The organism is Ancylobacter sp. Lp-2, from assembly GCF_020523795.1.
Classification (GTDB): Bacteria; Pseudomonadota; Alphaproteobacteria; order Rhizobiales; family Xanthobacteraceae; genus Ancylobacter.
The window spans coordinates 323,094-338,559 of record NZ_JAJALI010000002.1 but is presented as its reverse complement, the minus strand read 5'-3'; the positions used below and the strand labels follow the sequence as shown (position 1 = coordinate 338,559).

The 15,466-nt window shown below is 68.1% G+C and carries 18 protein-coding genes; 14 read left to right on the top strand and 4 right to left on the bottom strand.

Going from position 1 to position 15,466, the window contains the following annotated elements; translation table 11 throughout:
• Positions 1-20 precede the first annotated feature (20 nt).
• The 4 genes from LGR54_RS06210 to LGR54_RS06195 all read left to right on the top strand — a co-directional run bounded on the left by LGR54_RS06210 (position 21) and on the right by LGR54_RS06195 (position 3,171).
• Positions 21-734, top strand: coding sequence for an ABC transporter ATP-binding protein (locus tag LGR54_RS06210; RefSeq protein WP_230361488.1), 714 nt, complete (start codon positions 21-23; stop codon positions 732-734).
• Positions 735-855: 121 nt separating this feature from the next.
• The gene (locus LGR54_RS06205) at positions 856-1,215 is read left to right on the top strand and encodes a DUF6867 family protein (protein WP_230361487.1); all 360 of its coding nucleotides are present in this window, start codon (positions 856-858) and stop codon (positions 1,213-1,215) included.
• 147 nt (positions 1,216-1,362) lie between these two features.
• Complete coding sequence (locus LGR54_RS06200) at positions 1,363-2,463, top strand: branched-chain amino acid ABC transporter substrate-binding protein (RefSeq protein ID WP_230361092.1); 1,101 nt, start codon at positions 1,363-1,365, stop codon at positions 2,461-2,463.
• Between the two features lie 204 nt (positions 2,464-2,667).
• A complete protein-coding gene (locus tag LGR54_RS06195; RefSeq protein WP_230361091.1) occupies positions 2,668-3,171 on the top strand; it encodes a GNAT family N-acetyltransferase in 504 nt (167 codons plus the stop codon).
• A gap of 10 nt (positions 3,172-3,181) precedes the next feature.
• Here LGR54_RS06195 and LGR54_RS06190 read toward each other — a convergent pair whose 3' ends face one another.
• Entirely contained in the window at positions 3,182-3,913 is a 732-nt protein-coding gene (locus tag LGR54_RS06190) for a cytochrome c biogenesis CcdA family protein (RefSeq protein ID WP_230361090.1), read from the bottom strand.
• A 196-nt stretch (positions 3,914-4,109) separates the two neighbouring features.
• Between LGR54_RS06190 and LGR54_RS06185 the strand changes: the two genes are divergently transcribed.
• The 7 genes from LGR54_RS06185 (at position 4,110) to purB (ending at position 10,832) form a co-directional block, all read left to right on the top strand.
• The gene (locus tag LGR54_RS06185; protein WP_230361089.1) at positions 4,110-5,126 is read left to right on the top strand and encodes a P1 family peptidase; all 1,017 of its coding nucleotides are present in this window, start codon (positions 4,110-4,112) and stop codon (positions 5,124-5,126) included.
• Between the two features lie 163 nt (positions 5,127-5,289).
• Positions 5,290-6,489, top strand: a complete 1,200-nt coding sequence (locus LGR54_RS06180; RefSeq protein ID WP_230361088.1) for a glycine betaine/L-proline ABC transporter ATP-binding protein — start codon at positions 5,290-5,292, stop codon at positions 6,487-6,489.
• Between the two features lie 12 nt (positions 6,490-6,501).
• Positions 6,502-7,350, top strand: coding sequence for a proline/glycine betaine ABC transporter permease (locus tag LGR54_RS06175; protein WP_230361087.1), 849 nt, complete (start codon positions 6,502-6,504; stop codon positions 7,348-7,350).
• Positions 7,351-7,455: 105 nt separating this feature from the next.
• The gene (locus LGR54_RS06170; RefSeq protein WP_230361086.1) at positions 7,456-8,286 is read left to right on the top strand and encodes a glycine betaine ABC transporter substrate-binding protein; all 831 of its coding nucleotides are present in this window, start codon (positions 7,456-7,458) and stop codon (positions 8,284-8,286) included.
• Positions 8,287-8,494: 208 nt separating this feature from the next.
• Entirely contained in the window at positions 8,495-9,181 is a 687-nt protein-coding gene (gene rpe / locus LGR54_RS06165; RefSeq protein WP_214009728.1) for a ribulose-phosphate 3-epimerase, read from the top strand.
• Between the two features lie 18 nt (positions 9,182-9,199).
• Positions 9,200-9,424 (top strand): hypothetical protein, encoded by a 225-nt coding sequence (locus tag LGR54_RS06160; RefSeq protein WP_230361085.1) that lies wholly within the window; start codon positions 9,200-9,202, stop codon positions 9,422-9,424.
• Positions 9,425-9,524: 100 nt separating this feature from the next.
• Positions 9,525-10,832: an adenylosuccinate lyase gene (gene purB, locus LGR54_RS06155; protein WP_230361084.1), complete on the top strand. Its 1,308-nt coding sequence runs from the start codon at positions 9,525-9,527 to the stop codon at positions 10,830-10,832.
• 76 nt (positions 10,833-10,908) lie between these two features.
• On the opposite strand, the gene LGR54_RS06150 is transcribed toward purB, so the two are convergent.
• The 3 genes from LGR54_RS06150 to LGR54_RS06140 form a co-directional block, all read right to left on the bottom strand.
• Positions 10,909-11,538 carry an SH3 domain-containing protein gene (locus LGR54_RS06150; protein ID WP_230361083.1) on the bottom strand — a complete coding sequence of 210 codons (630 nt, stop codon included), beginning with the start codon at positions 11,536-11,538 and terminating at the stop codon, positions 10,909-10,911.
• A 152-nt stretch (positions 11,539-11,690) separates the two neighbouring features.
• The gene (locus LGR54_RS06145; RefSeq protein ID WP_230361082.1) at positions 11,691-12,740 is read right to left on the bottom strand and encodes an SH3 domain-containing protein; all 1,050 of its coding nucleotides are present in this window, start codon (positions 12,738-12,740) and stop codon (positions 11,691-11,693) included.
• A gap of 134 nt (positions 12,741-12,874) precedes the next feature.
• Positions 12,875-13,198: a DUF1476 domain-containing protein gene (locus LGR54_RS06140; RefSeq protein ID WP_230361081.1), complete on the bottom strand. Its 324-nt coding sequence runs from the start codon at positions 13,196-13,198 to the stop codon at positions 12,875-12,877.
• Positions 13,199-13,514: 316 nt separating this feature from the next.
• On the opposite strand from LGR54_RS06140, the gene purC reads away from it, so the two are divergent.
• The 3 genes from purC (at position 13,515) to purQ (ending at position 15,456) form a co-directional block, all read left to right on the top strand.
• On the top strand, positions 13,515-14,324 hold the full coding sequence (gene purC, locus LGR54_RS06135) for a phosphoribosylaminoimidazolesuccinocarboxamide synthase (protein ID WP_230361080.1): 810 nt from the start codon (positions 13,515-13,517) through the stop codon (positions 14,322-14,324).
• A 180-nt stretch (positions 14,325-14,504) separates the two neighbouring features.
• Positions 14,505-14,747, top strand: coding sequence for a phosphoribosylformylglycinamidine synthase subunit PurS (gene purS / locus LGR54_RS06130; RefSeq protein ID WP_230361079.1), 243 nt, complete (start codon positions 14,505-14,507; stop codon positions 14,745-14,747).
• 10 nt (positions 14,748-14,757) lie between these two features.
• The gene (gene purQ / locus LGR54_RS06125) at positions 14,758-15,456 is read left to right on the top strand and encodes a phosphoribosylformylglycinamidine synthase subunit PurQ (RefSeq protein ID WP_230361078.1); all 699 of its coding nucleotides are present in this window, start codon (positions 14,758-14,760) and stop codon (positions 15,454-15,456) included.
• The last annotated feature ends 10 nt before the right edge of the window (positions 15,457-15,466 follow it).

Below are 15,466 nucleotides of genomic sequence, written 5' to 3'. Positions count from 1 at the left end.
CCGTGACCTCTTCCGAGCCCATGCTCGCCGTGCGCGGCGTCAAGACCTTCTACGGCAACATCATGGCGCTCAAGGGCGTCGACGTGGACGTCCATCGCGGCGAGATCGTCACGCTGATCGGCTCCAACGGCGCCGGCAAGTCCACGCTGATGATGACCATCTTCGGCCAGCCGCGCGCCCGCGAAGGGCAGATCCTCTATGAGGGGCGCGACATCACGCGGATGCCGACCCACGAGATCGCACATCTCAAGATCGCGCAGTCGCCCGAGGGCCGGCGCATCTTCCCGCGCATGACGGTGTTCGAGAATTTGCAGATGGGTGCCTCCATCGACAATTTCGAGCATTTCGACAGCGATCTGGAACGGGTGTTCACGCTGTTCCCCCGCCTCAAGGAGCGCATCAACCAGCGCGGCGGCACGCTGTCCGGCGGCGAGCAGCAGATGCTCGCCATCGGCCGGGCGTTGATGAGCCGCCCGCGCCTCCTGATGCTGGACGAGCCCTCGCTCGGCCTCGCGCCGCTGATCGTCAAGCAGATCTTCGACGCCATCCGCGAGCTCAACCGCACCGAGGGGCTCACCGTGTTCCTGGTCGAGCAGAACGCCTTCCACGCGCTGAAGCTCGCGCATCGCGGCTATGTGCTGGTCAACGGCACCGTCACCATGTCCGGCGAGGGCCGCGAACTGCTGGAGCGGCCGGAAGTGCGCGCCGCCTATCTCGAAGGCGGGAGGCACTGAAATGGCCGCGCAGACACGCCCCTCCCTCATCGCCCAGGGATCGCCCACCAGCCTCGCCGTCATGCTGCCGGCGGCGGTGGCGGTGGCGATCCTCGTCGCCAGCGTCTTCGCCCCCTCGCTCGTGGTCGAAGCCTCGCGGGCGGATTTCTACCTCGTCACCGTGTTCCTCGGCGGCGGCGCGGCCTGGCTGTCCGGCCGGGCGGTGGCCTCAACCTGGCGCGACTATCGGCAGGCGGTAATCTACGCGCTGCTGCTCGGCTGCGCCGTGAGGTTCTTCCACTTCGCGCTGTTCGAGGGCACGCTGTTCAGCCTGCCGCATTTCGTCACCGACACCGCCTATGTGCTGGCGCTCGCGACGCTCGGTTTCCGCGCCGAGCGGGCGACGCAGATGGCGACACGCTATGGTTGGCTCTACCGCCAGGCTGGCCCGTTCGGCTGGCAGCGGGGAGCCTCGGAGACGTCGCGGGAGGACGCGGCGTAAGCCGGCCGGAAACCTTTCGTTTATGCCGTCGACAGGCGCCTGAAAAAGAGCAACATTTGCCCCCGGGCGACAAATGCCCTTGGGGCGACTGGCCTGGCCGACGGACCAGCGAATAACCAACCCTTTCAGAAGCAGGAGAGACCTTCCATGAAGAAGTTTCTGTTTGCCGGCCTTGCGCTGAGCGCCAGCCTGGCGCTGGCGGTACCGGCCTCGGCGCAGGTAAAAGTCGGCGTCGGCGGCCCGATCACCGGTGCCAACGCCACCTTCGGCGCTCAGCTGAAGAACGGCGCCGAGCAGTGGGCGGCCGACGTCAACGCCGCCGGCGGCCTGCAGGGCCAGAAGGTGGAAATCCTGGTCGGCGACGACGCCTCCAAGCCCGAGCAGGGCGTCTCGGTGGCCAACAAGTTCATCGCCGACGGCGTGAAGTTCGTGATCGGCCACTTCAACTCGGGCGTGTCGATCCCGGCCTCCGAGCAGTATGCCGAAGGCGGCGTGGTCGCCATCTCTCCGGCCTCGACCAACCCGAAGCTGACCGAGCGCGGCCTCACCAACGTGTTCCGCACCTGCGGTCGTGACGACCAGCAGGGCGCCGTGGCGGCCCAGTACATCGAGAAGAACCTGAAGGGCAAGAAGATCGCCATCGTCCACGACAAGACCCCGTACGGCAAGGGTCTGGCCGACGAGACGCAGAAGGCGATGAACAAGGCCGGCATCAAGGAAGTCGTCTACGAAGGCATCAACCCGGGCGAGAAGGACTATTCGGCTCTCGTCTCGAAGCTGAAGGCCGCCAATGTCGACGTGCTCTACTACGGTGGCCTGCACACCGAAGCCGGTCTGCTCGTTCGCCAGATGCGCGACCAGGGCCTGAAGACCGTGCTGTTCTCGGGTGACGGCATCACCGACAAGGAGTTCTGGACCATCGCCGGTCCGGGCGCCGAGGGCACGCTGATGACCTTCGGCCCGGATCCGCGCAAGAACCCGGCCGCCGCCAAGGTCGTCGCGGCCTTCAAGGCCAAGGGCATCGATCCGGAAGGCTACGTGCTGTATTCCTACGCCGCCGGCCAGGTGATCCAGCAGGCCGCCGACGCCACCAAGTCGCTCGACCCCAAGAAGGTCGCCGAGTACATCCACTCCGGCAAGCCCTTCGACACCGTGCTGGGCAAGCTGACCTTCGACAAGAAGGGCGACCGCACCAACCTCGACTACGTCGTCTATGTCTGGAAGGACGGCGGCTACACCGAGCTCTGATCGAGCCGCGATGTGGCTGTGAGGCGCGGCGCCGTTCCGGCGTCGCCTCCTGCCGCAAAGCCTACTGCCTAAAGAACGAACCCGCCGGTGCGAGCCGGCGGGTTTTTCTTTGGTTCGCCCCCAAGTATCGCCCCTTCCGCTTCGGGACATTGCCAGCCGGCGAGGCCGGGATAAAATCGTTCCAGCGTGAGGGTCGACGTGCCGATGGAATCAAAACCGCGCCTGGAGAAAGCACGTCCGGAAGACGCGGAAGCGATGCTGGTGGTGCATCGCGCGGCCATTCGCGCCAGCGCCGCCGCCTTCTACGAGCCCGACATCATCGAAGCCTGGGCACCGCTGCCGCTGCGGCCCGACCATATCGACGCCCTCGCCCACCGTCTCGATACCGGCGAGGAGGAGGCGGTCGTCGCCCGCGCGCGCAACGGCACGATCATCGCCTTCGGCTCCTTCGTGCCGGGTGGGCGCGAATTGCGGGCGGTCTATGTCGCGCCCGAGCATGGCCGGCTCGGCATCGGCGGCGCTCTCCTGCAGGCACTCGAGTTGCGGGCGCGCAAATATGGCCTCACCGAATTCGTCCTCGACGCCTCGCTCAATGCCGAGGCGTTCTATGTGCGCCACGGCTATACGGTGGAGCGCAAGGGCGAGCATCTGCTGCGCGGCGGACGCCGCATGGCCTGCCTGCGCATGCGCAAGCGACTGACGCGCTAGCGCGAGAGGCTCAGCCGAAGCTGGCGAGGCCGGGGAAGGTCTCCAACATCCAGTAGCTGATATTGGCCATCCAGCCGGAGAGGAAGCCGATGCCGGTCAGCACCAGCAGCGCGCCCATCCCCTTCTCCACCATCGGCAGATAGCGCCGCGCCCGGCCGAGCACGCCGAGCGCCGGTCGCGCCATCGCCGCCACCAGGAGGAAGGGCACGCCGAGCCCGGCGGAATAGATGCCGAGCAGGCCGGCGCCGCGCGTCAGCGTCTGCTCGGAGGCGGCCACCGCCAGGATCGCCGCCAGCACCGGCCCGATGCACGGCGTCCAGCCGAAGGCGAAGGCGAGGCCCATCACATAGGCGCCGGCGAGCGTCGTGGGGGCATCGACATGCACCCGCTTGGTCTGCGTCAGCCAACCGAGCCGGAGCACGCCGAGGAAATTCAGCCCCATCAGCAGGATGGCGATGCCGGCGACGATGGAGAGCTCCTGCGAATACAGCCGCAGATAGCCGCCGACGACCGAGGCGCCGGCCCCGAGCGCCACGAACACCGTGGAGAAGCCGGCGACGAACAGCAACGCGGCCGCCAGCGTGCGCCGCGCCGCCGCGTCGGTCGGCGCCTTGTGGGTGATCTCCTCAAGGCTGGTGCCGGCGAGGTAGCACAGATAGGGCGGCACCAGCGGCAGCACGCAGGGAGAGGCGAAGCTGGCGATGCCGGCGACGAAAGCGGCCGGAAGCGTGACGTCGGCCATTGACCTTGGCACCCGTGAGCGAATTGACTGGCGACCCCGGCCACGGCCCGGACCGCCTCCCGTGCCGGCCGCGCCTCAGGTGCCGACCTGCGTCCAATGCACGGCCGGGGCGGCGAATGCAATGCGGCGATTTCCGCCATCGCCGGGATGTGATGGCCGCGCGGGCCACGCGGAACAGGAATGGGAAGAAGGGTCGATGCGCAATCTGATCACCGACGTCGCCGGGCTCAAGGTCGGCAATGCCACCGACCTCGTCCTCGCCTCCGGCGTCACCGCTGTGGTGTTCGACCGGCCGACCACCGCTTCGGTGGATGTGCGCGGCGGCGGGCCAGGCACCCGCGAGACCGACCTGCTCGCCGCCGACACCACCGTCGACGCCATACACGGCCTGACGCTCAGCGGCGGCTCCGCCTTCGGCATCGACGCCAGCGCCGGGGTGATGGCCTGCCTCGCCGAGCAGGGCATCGGCTTCGCCATCGGCGATGCCCGCATTCCCATCGTGCCCGGCTGCGTGCTGTTCGACCTGTTGAACGGCGGCGACAAGAAATGGGGACGCTTCGCGCCCTATCGCGACCTCGGCTACCGCGCCGCCGCCGATGCGGGTCTCGATTTCCCGCTCGGCACGGTGGGCGCCGGCACCGGGGCTACCACGGCGATCCTCAAGGGCGGGCTCGGCTCGGCCTCGGTGCGGGCGGCGAGCGGCCATATGGTCGGCGCGCTCGTGGCGGTGAACGCGGTCGGCTCGGTCAATGTGGGCGACGGGCCGCATTTCTGGGCCGCGCCTTTCGAGCGCGACGGCGAGTTCGGCGGCCTCGGCCTGCCGAGCCCCCTGCCCGCCCCGCGCCTCGCCCCGGCGATGAAGGGCATGCCGGCAGTCGAGGAGCCGGAGGCGGCGACGCTCGCCAACACCACCATCGCCATCGTCGCCACTGATGCCCTCCTCACCAAGGCGCAGTGCAAGCGCCTCGCGGTGATGGCGCAGGACGGTCTCGCCCGCGCCATCTGGCCGGTGCACACGCCGCTCGACGGCGATACGGTGTTCACTGCCGCCACCGGGCTGAAGCCGCTCGCTGAGCCGGTGCGCGATCTCGCCTGGCTCGGCGTTGCCGCCGTGGAGGCGCTGGCGCGTGCCTGCGCTCGCGGCGTCTACGAGGCGACCGCCCTGCCGCAGCCCGGCGCGCTGCCCGCCTGGCGCGACCGCTGGGGGCGCTGAGGAGGTATCATCGCCGGGGCGGTCCTCGGGCTTATTGCGGCCGGCGCAATAAGCCCGTGCCGATGACACGGTTTTGTCGTGTTTCGTTACCGCACCTGTCGCATCCGTCCAATCGACGGGGCCGCGATGCGCCGGACACTCTCTTTAGAAAAAAGAGGGGCGCATGACGCAGAGCCGGCCTCGCATCAGGGTCAACGGACTGACCAAGATCTTCGCCGACCGGCCAGACGCGGCGCTGTCGCTGCTGAAGTCCGGTCAGAGCCGCGCCGAGATCCTGAAGGCGACCGGCGCCGTGGTCGGGCTGCAGGATGTCAGCTTCGACATCGCCGAGGGCGAGATCCTGGTGGTGATGGGGCTGTCGGGATCGGGCAAGTCGACCTGCCTGCGCTGCATCAACCGGCTGATCGAGCCCACCGCCGGCTCGGTCCTCGTCGACGATGTCGACGTCACCAAACTCGGCGAACGCGAACTGATGGAGTTCCGCCGCACCCGCTTCGGCATGGTGTTCCAGCAATTCGCGCTGTTCCCGCACCGGACCATCGTGAAGAACGTCGAATACGGGCTGGAAATCCAGGGCGTACCGACGGCCCAGCGCCGCGAGCGGGCCATGGCCGCCATCGAGACGGTGGGGCTGAAGGGCTGGGACCAGCACTACCCTTCGCAACTGTCCGGCGGCATGCAGCAGCGCGCCGGCCTCGCCCGGGCGCTGGCGCTCGATCCCGACGTGCTCCTGATGGACGAGGCGTTCAGCGCGCTCGATCCGCTGATCCGCCGCGACATGCAGGCCGAGTTGGTGGCGCTGCAGAAGCGGCTGAAGAAGACCATCGTCTTCGTCAGCCATGACCTCGACGAGGCCATCGCGCTCGGCGGCCGCATCGTGCTGATGAAGGACGGGCGCGTGGTGCAGCAGGGCTCCGCCGCCGACTTCCTCGCTAACCCGGCCGACGACTATGTGCGACGCTTCGTCGAGCATATCGACGTGCTCGGCGTCGTCACCGCCGGCGACGCCATGCGCACGCCCTCCGCCGTCAAGCCGTGGCACGCGACGGCGGCGGAAGCGCTCGCCAGCCTCACCCAGACCGGCGAGCCGGTAGTCACCGTGGTGTGCCATGAGGGCCGCTTCCAGGGCACGGTGGATGCCGAGGCGCTGAAGGGCGCCGGCGAGACGCAGCTGCGCCTGCTGCTCAGCGATGCCGATGCCTGCGTGCCGGCCTCGGCCACGCTGAACGAGACGGTGGCCAAGCTCGCCGGCGGGCGCGGCGAGATCGCCGTCATCGACGCCGACCGATCCTTGCGCGGGGTGATCGCCAATGCCGATCTGGTGGCGACGCTCGCCCGTCGCCGCACGCATCCGGTTCAGTGAGGGAGACGGGCCATGGCTTTCGAGATTCCCCGCATCCCGCTCGCCGAGTGGTGCGACGTCGCGCTGGACTGGGCGACTGCGCATTTCTCCGGCGTCACCCGCGCGCTCAGCGCTGTGGTCGGCACCGGCATCGAGGCGACCACCGACTTCCTCGTCGACCTGCCGCCCTGGCTGGTGATCGTCGCCTTCGGGCTCGGCGTGTGGCGGCTGACCACGGCGCGCATCGCGCTGTTCAGCGTGCTCGGCTTCACCTTCCTGTGGAATCTCGATCTGTGGCGCGCCACCATGCAGTCGCTGGTGCTGGTGCTGGTGTCGACGCTGTTCGCGCTCGCCATCGGCATACCCATCGGCATCGGCGCGGCGGTGAGCAAGCGGTTCTGGCGCATCGTCGCGCCGGCACTCGACATGATGCAGACCATGCCGAGCTTCGTCTATCTCATCCCGGCGATCCCGTTCTTCGGCCTCGGCGCGGTGTCGGCCTGCTTCGCCACCATCGTCTTCGCCATGCCGCCAACCATCCGGCTCACCGCGCTCGGCATCATGCAGACGCCGCCGGAACTGGTGGAGGCGGCGGACGCCTTCGGCTCCTCCCGCTGGCAGAAGCTGTTCAAGGTGCAGCTGCCGCTCGCCATCCCCACCATCATGGCCGGCATCAACCAGACCATCATGCTCGCCCTCTCCATGGTGGTGATCGCGGCGATGATCGGCGCAGGCGGCCTCGGCGGCGAGGTGTGGAAGGCCATCCAGCGGCTGGAGGCCGGCCAGGGCTTCCAGGCCGGCATCGCCATCGTGGTGCTGGCCGTCATCCTCGACCGCATCACCCAGCACGTCGCCCGCCACATGCGGCGCGACAAGGCGTGACCACGACCAACGGAAGCGGCGCAACGACTTCCGGCAGCAACCTTCCCCCTTCCAGACTGGAGACCGCCTATGTCCATCCTCGGTAGACTAGCGAAGACGGCGACCATGACGGCCGCCCTTGCCGCCACCGCCCTCGGCCTCGCCTTCGGCCCCGCGCAGGCGGAGAAGAAGGACCTCACCATCGCCTATGTCGAATGGTCGGACGCGGTGGTCGCGACCAACATCGTCAAGGCGGCGCTGGAGGAGAAGGGCTACAAGGTCAAGATTGTGCCGCTGTCCGGCGCCGCCATGTGGCAGGCGGTCGCCACCGGCGAGGCCGACGCGATGGTCGCCGCCTGGCTGCCGGCGACGCATGCCGCCTATTACGCCAAGCTGAAGGACAAGGTGGCCGATCTCGGGCCGAACGTCACCGGCGCCAAGATCGGCTGGGCGGTGCCGACCTATGTCGATATCGCCACCATCGAGGACATCAAGAAGGACCCGGCCAAGTTCGGCGGCAAGGTGATCGGCATCGATCCCGGCGCCGGGCTGATGAAGGCGTCGGAAAAGGCGATCAAGGACTACGCGCTGCCGGTAAAGCTGGTCGAAGGTTCGGACGCCACCATGGTCGCGGCGCTGAAGGACGCCTATGCCAAGAAGGAGCCGATCGTCATCACCACCTGGACGCCGCACTGGATGTTCGCGACCTGGGATCTGAAGTACCTCGCCGATCCCAAGGGCGTGTTCGGCGGCGAGGAGACGGTGAACACCGTCGTCTCCACCAAGCTGAAGGAGGAGGCCCCCGAGGCCTTCAAGATCCTCGATAATTTCAACCTCTCGCTCGCCGACGAGCAGGCGGTGATGGTGGAGAACAACAAGCCCGGCGCCGATCCGGCCGCCACCGCCAAGGCCTGGGTCGCCGCCAACAAGGCCAAGGTCGAGGCCTGGTCGAAATAGTCCGCCCGGCATCAGGACGGGCGACCGCCCGTTCCCCGCGCTCCTCCTACCTGAAAGGCCGGGCTTGTCCCGGCCTTTTCCTTGCCGGTCTTTTCCTCGCCGCCTCGGGGCGGCGTCATTGCATTGCCCGGACGCGGATGCTACGGCGCCGCCATCGGCGGGATTGGCCAAGCGAGGCGACCTGCCGCGTTCTGCTGAGGAGACCGCCATGGCCGCCCATCCGATCCTCGTCGCCCCCTCCATCCTGGCGAGCGACTTCGCCCGCTTCGGCGAGGAGGTGCGCGCCATCGACGCCGCCGGTGCCGACTGGGTGCATATCGACATCATGGACGGGCATTTCGTGCCGAACATCTCCTTCGGCCCGGACGTGGTGAAGGCGATCCGCCCGCTGACCGCCAAGTTCTTCGACGTGCATCTGATGATCGCGCCGGCCGATCCCTATCTCGAGGCCTTCGCCAAGGCCGGCGCCGACCTGATCTCGGTGCATGCCGAGGCCGGCCCGCATCTGCATCGCTCGCTCCAGCACATCCGCTCCCTCGGCAAGAAGGCCGGCGTGGCGCTCAATCCGGCAACCCCGGCGAGCGCGGCGGCGCATGTGCTCGACCTCGTCGACCTCGTGCTGGTGATGACGGTCAATCCCGGCTTCGGCGGCCAGGCCTTCCTGCCGGGGATGATGGACAAGGTGCGCGAGCTGAAGGCGATGATCGGCGACCGCCCGATCGAGATCGAGATCGACGGCGGCGTGACGGCCGAGACCGCTCCCCTCTGCGCGGCGGCTGGCGCCACCGTGCTGGTGGCCGGCTCGGCGGCGTTCAAGGGCGGCGCCGAGGCCTATGCCGGCAACATCGCCGGCATCCGCAACGCCGCGGCGCGCGAGCGCGGCGAGCTGGTCTAGATCGGGACGAGGTTGGAAATGGACACCGTCGTGAACGGAGACGAACTCCGCAAAATCCTCTGCCGTCTCGAGATGGGCATGGTGCTGACCGTGCCGGACCGGTGGCTCGACCGCAATATCACCGGCACCCGCGTGAGCCGCGCCCTGCTGGTGGAGGACATCGCCCGCCAGTTCCATTGCGTCTGCTATCAGGAGACCGATGGCGTGAGGTTTGAGCGCCAGGGCTTCCCTTTTACGGGCTGAGCGGAGGTAGCGGGTCCGCATGGCAAGCGGGATGGCATTTGTCGCGCACCCGCCGATCTGCTAATGCGCGGCAATCCATAGATTGCCGAAAGAGCCGCCCGTGATCCCGCGCTATACCCGTCCCGAAATGGCCGACATCTGGGAGCCGCAGACGCGCTTCCGCATCTGGTTCGAGATCGAGGCCCACGCCACCGACGCGCTGGCCGAGCTCGGCGTGGTGCCGAAGGAGGCCGCGGCGAAGATCTGGGAGAAGGCGAAGGACGCTACCTTCGACGTCGCCCGCATCGACGAGATCGAGGCCGTCACCAAGCATGACGTGATCGCCTTCCTCACGCATCTCGCCGAGATCGTCGGGCCGGAGGCGCGCTTCGTCCATCAGGGCATGACCTCGTCCGACGTGCTCGATACCTGCCTCAACGTGCAGCTGGTGCGCGCCGCCGACATCCTGATCAAGGACGTCGACCGTCTGCTGGCGGCGCTGGAGGCCCGCGCCTTCGAGCACAAGCTCACCCCGACCATCGGCCGCTCGCACGGCATCCATGCCGAGCCGACCACCTTCGGCCTCAAGCTCGCCCAGGCGCATGCCGAGTTCCAGCGCAACCGCGCCCGCCTCGTGGCCGCGCGCGAGGAAGTCGCGACCTGCGCCATTTCCGGCGCGGTCGGCACCTTCGCGCAGATCGACCCGCGGGTTGAGGAATATGTCGCCGCCAAGCTCGGCCTGAAGGTCGAGCCGGTGTCGACGCAGGTGATCCCCCGCGACCGCCATGCCGCCTATTTCGCCGCGCTCGGCGTCGTCGCCTCCTCGATGGAGCGCGTCGCCATCGAGATTCGCCACCTGCAGCGCACCGAGGTGCTGGAAGCCGAGGAGTTCTTCTCCGAGGGCCAGAAGGGCTCGTCGGCGATGCCGCACAAGCGCAACCCGGTGCTCACCGAGAACGTCACCGGCCTCGCACGTCTGGTGCGCGGCATGGTCACGCCGGCGCTGGAGAACGTCGCGCTCTGGCACGAGCGCGACATTTCGCACTCCTCGGTGGAGCGCGGCATCGGCCCGGACGCCACGGTGACGCTCGACTTCGCGCTGAACCGGCTCGCCGGTGTGGTCGAGAAGCTGCTGGTCTATCCGCAGAACATGCAGAAGAACCTCGATCGCCTCGGCGGCCTCGTTCATTCGCAGCGCGTGCTGCTGGCGCTCACCCAGAAGGGCGCCTCGCGCGAGGACGCCTATCGGCTGGTGCAGCGTAACGCCATGCCGGTGTGGCGCGGCGAGGGCGAGTTCCAGACCCTGCTGACCAACGATGCCGAAGTGCGCAAGTACCTGTCGGAGGAGGAGATCGCCGAGAAGTTCGACCTCGGCTACCACCTCAAGCATGTCGACACCATCTTCAAGCGGGTGTTCGGCCGCGCCTGACGCTGAGAAGCTATCTCAGCATCTTCCGCCAAGAGATTGGGCTGGCTCGATATTCGGGCCGGCTCTTTTTCTTTTCTCACGGACGGCGCATGCCGCCGATCTGCGGCCGGTACATCACCGGCCGGGGTCCGGCATAGCCGCCGCGCCAGCCGGGAGCACCGCGATAATAGGCGGAGCCACCGCGATAATAAGCGGGACCGCCGCGCCAACCGGCGCCGCCCCGGTAATAGGCCGGGCCTCCACGCCAGCCGGGGCCGCCGCGCCAGTAGCCGGCACGCGGCCCGTAATAGCGGCCGGGGCCCCAGTAGCGGTAGCGCGGGCCGCCCCAATAGCCGGGACCGCCCCAGTAACCCGGTCCACCCCAGGCCGAGCCGACGCCGACGCCGAGTGCGAAAGCGCCAACGCCCAGCGCGGGATCTCCGTAATAGCCGTCATAATAGCCGGGGCTGACGGCGACGCGCGCACCGCCGAAGGCAAGATAGCTGGCGCTGACATAGCCACCGCCGATCTGGCACCAGTTGTTGCCGGTGCAGCCGCCGACATTTACCTGCGCGCCGGCCGGCAGGGTGGCGACCACCGGATAGCCGGTACCGGGGCCGCTGCGCACATTGAGAGCGTTGACGACGGTTGCCGGCCGCGCCTCGGCGGTGGCGATGCCCGCCACCAGCAGGCCGATGGCGGCCAATACGGTCATCCGCATACGCATGGATACCTCCCTCGCGGGCGGATCCTAAAGCTCCGCCCCGCTACCGGCGAAAGCCGGCGACGTTACTGTGCCGGCGATAACGCCCCATGGGATCACAGGTTTCATGCCACCAGCGTCACGAATACGCGACCGGCGCCGCAGAGCGCGGCCGCTCAGGAACGCGCCGGCAGCGGATAGCCTGGCTGCGGGCTCACATAGCTCGGACGCCCGCCCCAGTAGCCGGGACGCGCACCCCAATAGCCGATCGTCGCCACCGGCGCGGAAGTCCGGCGGCGGACGGCGTTCCGCACGGGCGTGACGGCCGGCGCGCGGCCGACCAGCCGGGCATCCACATAGCCATATTGCGTGCGGCACCAGTTGCCGGTGCAGGATTCGACGGTCACCGGGAAGTCGGCCGGCAGCGTGCCGAGGAGCTGGTAGTTCGTACCGGGACCGCCGCGGACATCGGCGGTGGCCGACGTGGTGACACGACTATCGGCGGCCGCGCCCGGCGCATAAGCGCGCCCGACGGGCACGGCGGGAGCCGTCGCGAAGCCTAACGTACTGTCACTCATCGAGCCGGAATCCATTGCCGGCGAAACCGAGAGGGGAGCGGCGGCGGGAGACGCGAGGCCGGAGGTGGCGAGCCCCTGAGTCGCATCCATGGCCTCCTGCGTCGCCGGATCGGGAATCCGCGGCTGCGCATCGGGCGGCAGCACCAACCGCGCCGGTCCGCGCGACAGCACGTAGATGCTGACATAGCCGCCCTCGACGCGGCACCAGCCGCTGGCGCAGCCCTGCACCGTCACCGAGGTGGCGTCCGGCAGCGTCTTGACGATATCGTGTTCGGTGCCCGGCCCGCTCCGCACATTGGCGGTGCCGATAGTGGTGCGGGTACCGCTCATCGACACGCCCATACCGGGATTGGTCGCCGGGAGGGCGGGAGCGGCCGCAACGGGTGCCGGGGCCGTCAGAGCCGGCTGGCCTGCCGCGCCGAGCAGCGTCGCGGCCACATAGCCATATTGGGTGCGGCACCAGCCCCCGGCGCAGGCGGTGGCCTCCACCGGGGTGCCGGCCGGCAGCCGGCCGATCACGGCATAGGTTCCCCCCGGTCCCGCGCGCAACTCGGCGACGGCGCGGATGGCAGCGGGCGCGGCAGCGGCGGGGGTGACGCCGACGACCGCCAGCCCGGCGCCCAGCAACCATGTCCCGACAATGCGCATCTCAGCCTCCCGCCTCGCCCCTCACGGCGACCATCGTTCGAAATTACTATGAAATTCGAACTTTCGCAACGAGAGGCATCGAAAAGCCGTGGGAACCGCGTCGCGCCAGAGGGCGGGGCGACGCGGCTATGCCTTCAGTGGCCGGCCTTAATCGAGGTGACGGCTTCGCTCAGCAGCTCTTCCATCGTCCGCCGGATGCGGTGCTCGGAGATGTCGAGGCTCTTGGCGTCGAAGTCACCCTTCAGCTTGAGGTAGATGTCCTCGTCGCCGGCGGCCTGCAAATCCGCCTCTACCAGCGACTGGGCATAGGCGACGGCCTCGTCGCCGGTCAGCCCGAGCTTGTCGGCGGCCCACAGGCCGAGCGCGCGGTTGCGACGGGCATGCGCCTTGAACTTCAGCGTCTCGTCATGGGCGAACTTGGCCTCGAACCCATCTTCGCGGTTGTCGAACGTGCTCATGTGTCCCTCGCCCTGTCTGTCATCCGCCTGCGGGGTGCGGCTTGCGGGCTTGATTATAGCGAGCCTGCCCCCAAATCAACGGCACCCGGACATGGGCGCGGTCCTTACGTCAATCTGCCGCTGCCAGGTGCGGGAACGGCGTGAATGGTACGTTTTGGCCGCCCTGCCCGTGCATTGCGTTGTATCGCGGTCGCTGATCGGCTAGTGTCCGGACGCGGGAGCTTGTGCAGCGCGATACGAATCGGCCTTGCCCGTCGCAGAGCGAGCACAGCCAACCCCCAGCCGTGGACCAGCTATAACCGGAGCCCCGGCACCGATGGATTTCCTCAATCGACGGTACCCCCCCATGAGCCGCCGCCGCCGCATTTACGAAGGTAAGGCGAAGGTCCTTTACGAAGGCCCCGAGCCCGGCACCCTGATTCAGCACTTCAAGGATGACGCCACTGCTTTCAATAACAAGAAGCACGACGTCATCGATGGCAAGGGCGTCCTCAACAACCGCATCTCGGAATACGTATTCCTGAAGCTGAACGAGATCGGCGTCCCGACCCATTTCATCAAGCGGCTGAACATGCGCGAGCAGCTCATCCGCGAGGTCGAGATCATCCCGCTCGAAGTGGTGGTGCGCAATGTCGCCGCCGGCTCGCTGTCGACCCGCCTCGGCATCGAGGAAGGTACCCAGCTGCCGCGCTCGATCATCGAGTTCTACTACAAGAACGACCAGCTCAACGACCCGATGGTGTCGGAAGAGCACATCACGGCGTTCGGCTGGGCCACCACCCAGGAGATCGACGACATCATCGCTCTCGCGATCCGCGTGAACGACTTCCTCTCCGGCCTGTTCCTCGGCGTCGGCATCCGCCTCGTCGACTTCAAGATGGAATGCGGTCGCCTGTGGGAAAACGACATGATGCGGATCGTCGTCGCCGACGAGATCAGCCCGGATTCCTGCCGCCTGTGGGACATCAAGTCGAACGACAAGCTCGACAAGGATCGTTTCCGCCGCGACATGGGCGGCCTCGTCGAGGCCTATTCGGAAGTCGCCCGCCGCCTCGGCATCATGTCGGAGGGCGAGCGTGCCCAGCCGGCCGGCCCGGTGCTGGTGAAATCCGAGCCCGAGAAGTGAGATCCGGCCGGCGCGGCAGCACGTCGCGCCGGCCGACCTCTTCGCAGGCCTGCTATGTCGCGCTGGGGCATTGAGCCCCGCGCCATCCGATGATAGGCGGGGGCTGAAATGCCCCCGTTTCCGTTTTCCGCCGGTTTCCCAGTATCGTCCCCGGCGACGATCGATCTGAAGAGTGGTTCCATGAAGGCGCGCGTCCTCGTCACCCTCAAATCCGCGGTCCTCGACCCGCAGGGCAAGGCCATCGAGGGCGCCTTGCGCTCGCTGGGCGTGCCCGGCGTCGCCAGCGTCCGCCAGGGCAAGGTGTTCGACGTCGAGCTCGACGGTGGCGACAGCGCCAAGGCAGAGGCGACGCTGAAAGAGGCTTGCGAGAAGCTGCTCGCCAATACGGTGATCGAAACCTACCGCATCGAATTCGTCGGGTGAGGCTGCACCGATGAAAGCCGCCGTTCTCCTCTTCCCCGGCTCGAACCGTGAGGGCGATGTCGCGCGCGCCCTCAAGCACGTCACCGGCGTCGAGCCGGCGATCGTCTGGCACGCCGAGACCGCCCTCCCCGCCGGCACCGACCTCGTGGTGCTGCCCGGCGGCTTCTCCTATGGCGACTATCTGCGCTGCGGCGCCATCGCCGCCCGTGCCGCCATCATGGAGGCCGTGCGCGCCCATGCCGCGCGTGGCGGCCTGGTGCTCGGCATCTGCAACGGCTTCCAGATCCTGTGCGAAAGCGGCCTGCTGCCCGGCGTGCTGGTGCGTAACGCCCGGCTGCGCTTCATCTGCCGCGAGGCGCTGCTCAAGGTGGAGCGCATCGATACGCCGTTTACCCGCCGCTATGCCAAGGGCGCCGTGGTGCGCTTCCCGGTGGCGCATGGCGAGGGCAACTACACCGCCGACGCCGAGACGCTGGCCCGCCTCGAGGGTGAGGGCCGCGTGGCGTTCCGCTATGTGATGGCGGATGGCAAGCGCGACGACACCCAGGTGCTGAACGGGGCCGCCAACTCCATCGCCGGCATCCTGTCCGAGAAGCTGAACGTGCTCGGTCTGATGCCGCATCCTGAAAATCATGTCGACCCGCTGGTCGGCCCCACCGACGGGCGCGCCCTGTTCGAGAGCATCGCCGGGATGCTGGAGAAGGCGTGATCGCCTTCCG

Coding starts and splice junctions, on each gene's coding strand:
- purC (WP_230361080.1), top strand. CDS start 13,515: ATGGATTTCCTCAATCGACGGTACCCCCCCATGAGCCGCCGCCGCCGC.
- LGR54_RS06190 (WP_230361090.1), bottom strand. CDS start 3,913: ATGGCCGACGTCACGCTTCCGGCCGCTTTCGTCGCCGGCATCGCCAGC.
- LGR54_RS06150 (WP_230361083.1), bottom strand. CDS start 11,538: ATGCGTATGCGGATGACCGTATTGGCCGCCATCGGCCTGCTGGTGGCG.
- LGR54_RS06180 (WP_230361088.1), top strand. CDS start 5,290: ATGACGCAGAGCCGGCCTCGCATCAGGGTCAACGGACTGACCAAGATC.
- LGR54_RS06160 (WP_230361085.1), top strand. CDS start 9,200: ATGGACACCGTCGTGAACGGAGACGAACTCCGCAAAATCCTCTGCCGT.
- purS (WP_230361079.1), top strand. CDS start 14,505: ATGAAGGCGCGCGTCCTCGTCACCCTCAAATCCGCGGTCCTCGACCCG.
- LGR54_RS06200 (WP_230361092.1), top strand. CDS start 1,363: ATGAAGAAGTTTCTGTTTGCCGGCCTTGCGCTGAGCGCCAGCCTGGCG.
- LGR54_RS06195 (WP_230361091.1), top strand. CDS start 2,668: ATGGAATCAAAACCGCGCCTGGAGAAAGCACGTCCGGAAGACGCGGAA.
- LGR54_RS06170 (WP_230361086.1), top strand. CDS start 7,456: ATGACGGCCGCCCTTGCCGCCACCGCCCTCGGCCTCGCCTTCGGCCCC.
- purQ (WP_230361078.1), top strand. CDS start 14,758: ATGAAAGCCGCCGTTCTCCTCTTCCCCGGCTCGAACCGTGAGGGCGAT.
- LGR54_RS06145 (WP_230361082.1), bottom strand. CDS start 12,740: ATGCGCATTGTCGGGACATGGTTGCTGGGCGCCGGGCTGGCGGTCGTC.
- LGR54_RS06210 (WP_230361488.1), top strand. CDS start 21: ATGCTCGCCGTGCGCGGCGTCAAGACCTTCTACGGCAACATCATGGCG.
- LGR54_RS06175 (WP_230361087.1), top strand. CDS start 6,502: ATGGCTTTCGAGATTCCCCGCATCCCGCTCGCCGAGTGGTGCGACGTC.
- LGR54_RS06185 (WP_230361089.1), top strand. CDS start 4,110: ATGCGCAATCTGATCACCGACGTCGCCGGGCTCAAGGTCGGCAATGCC.
- rpe (WP_214009728.1), top strand. CDS start 8,495: ATGGCCGCCCATCCGATCCTCGTCGCCCCCTCCATCCTGGCGAGCGAC.
- LGR54_RS06140 (WP_230361081.1), bottom strand. CDS start 13,198: ATGAGCACGTTCGACAACCGCGAAGATGGGTTCGAGGCCAAGTTCGCC.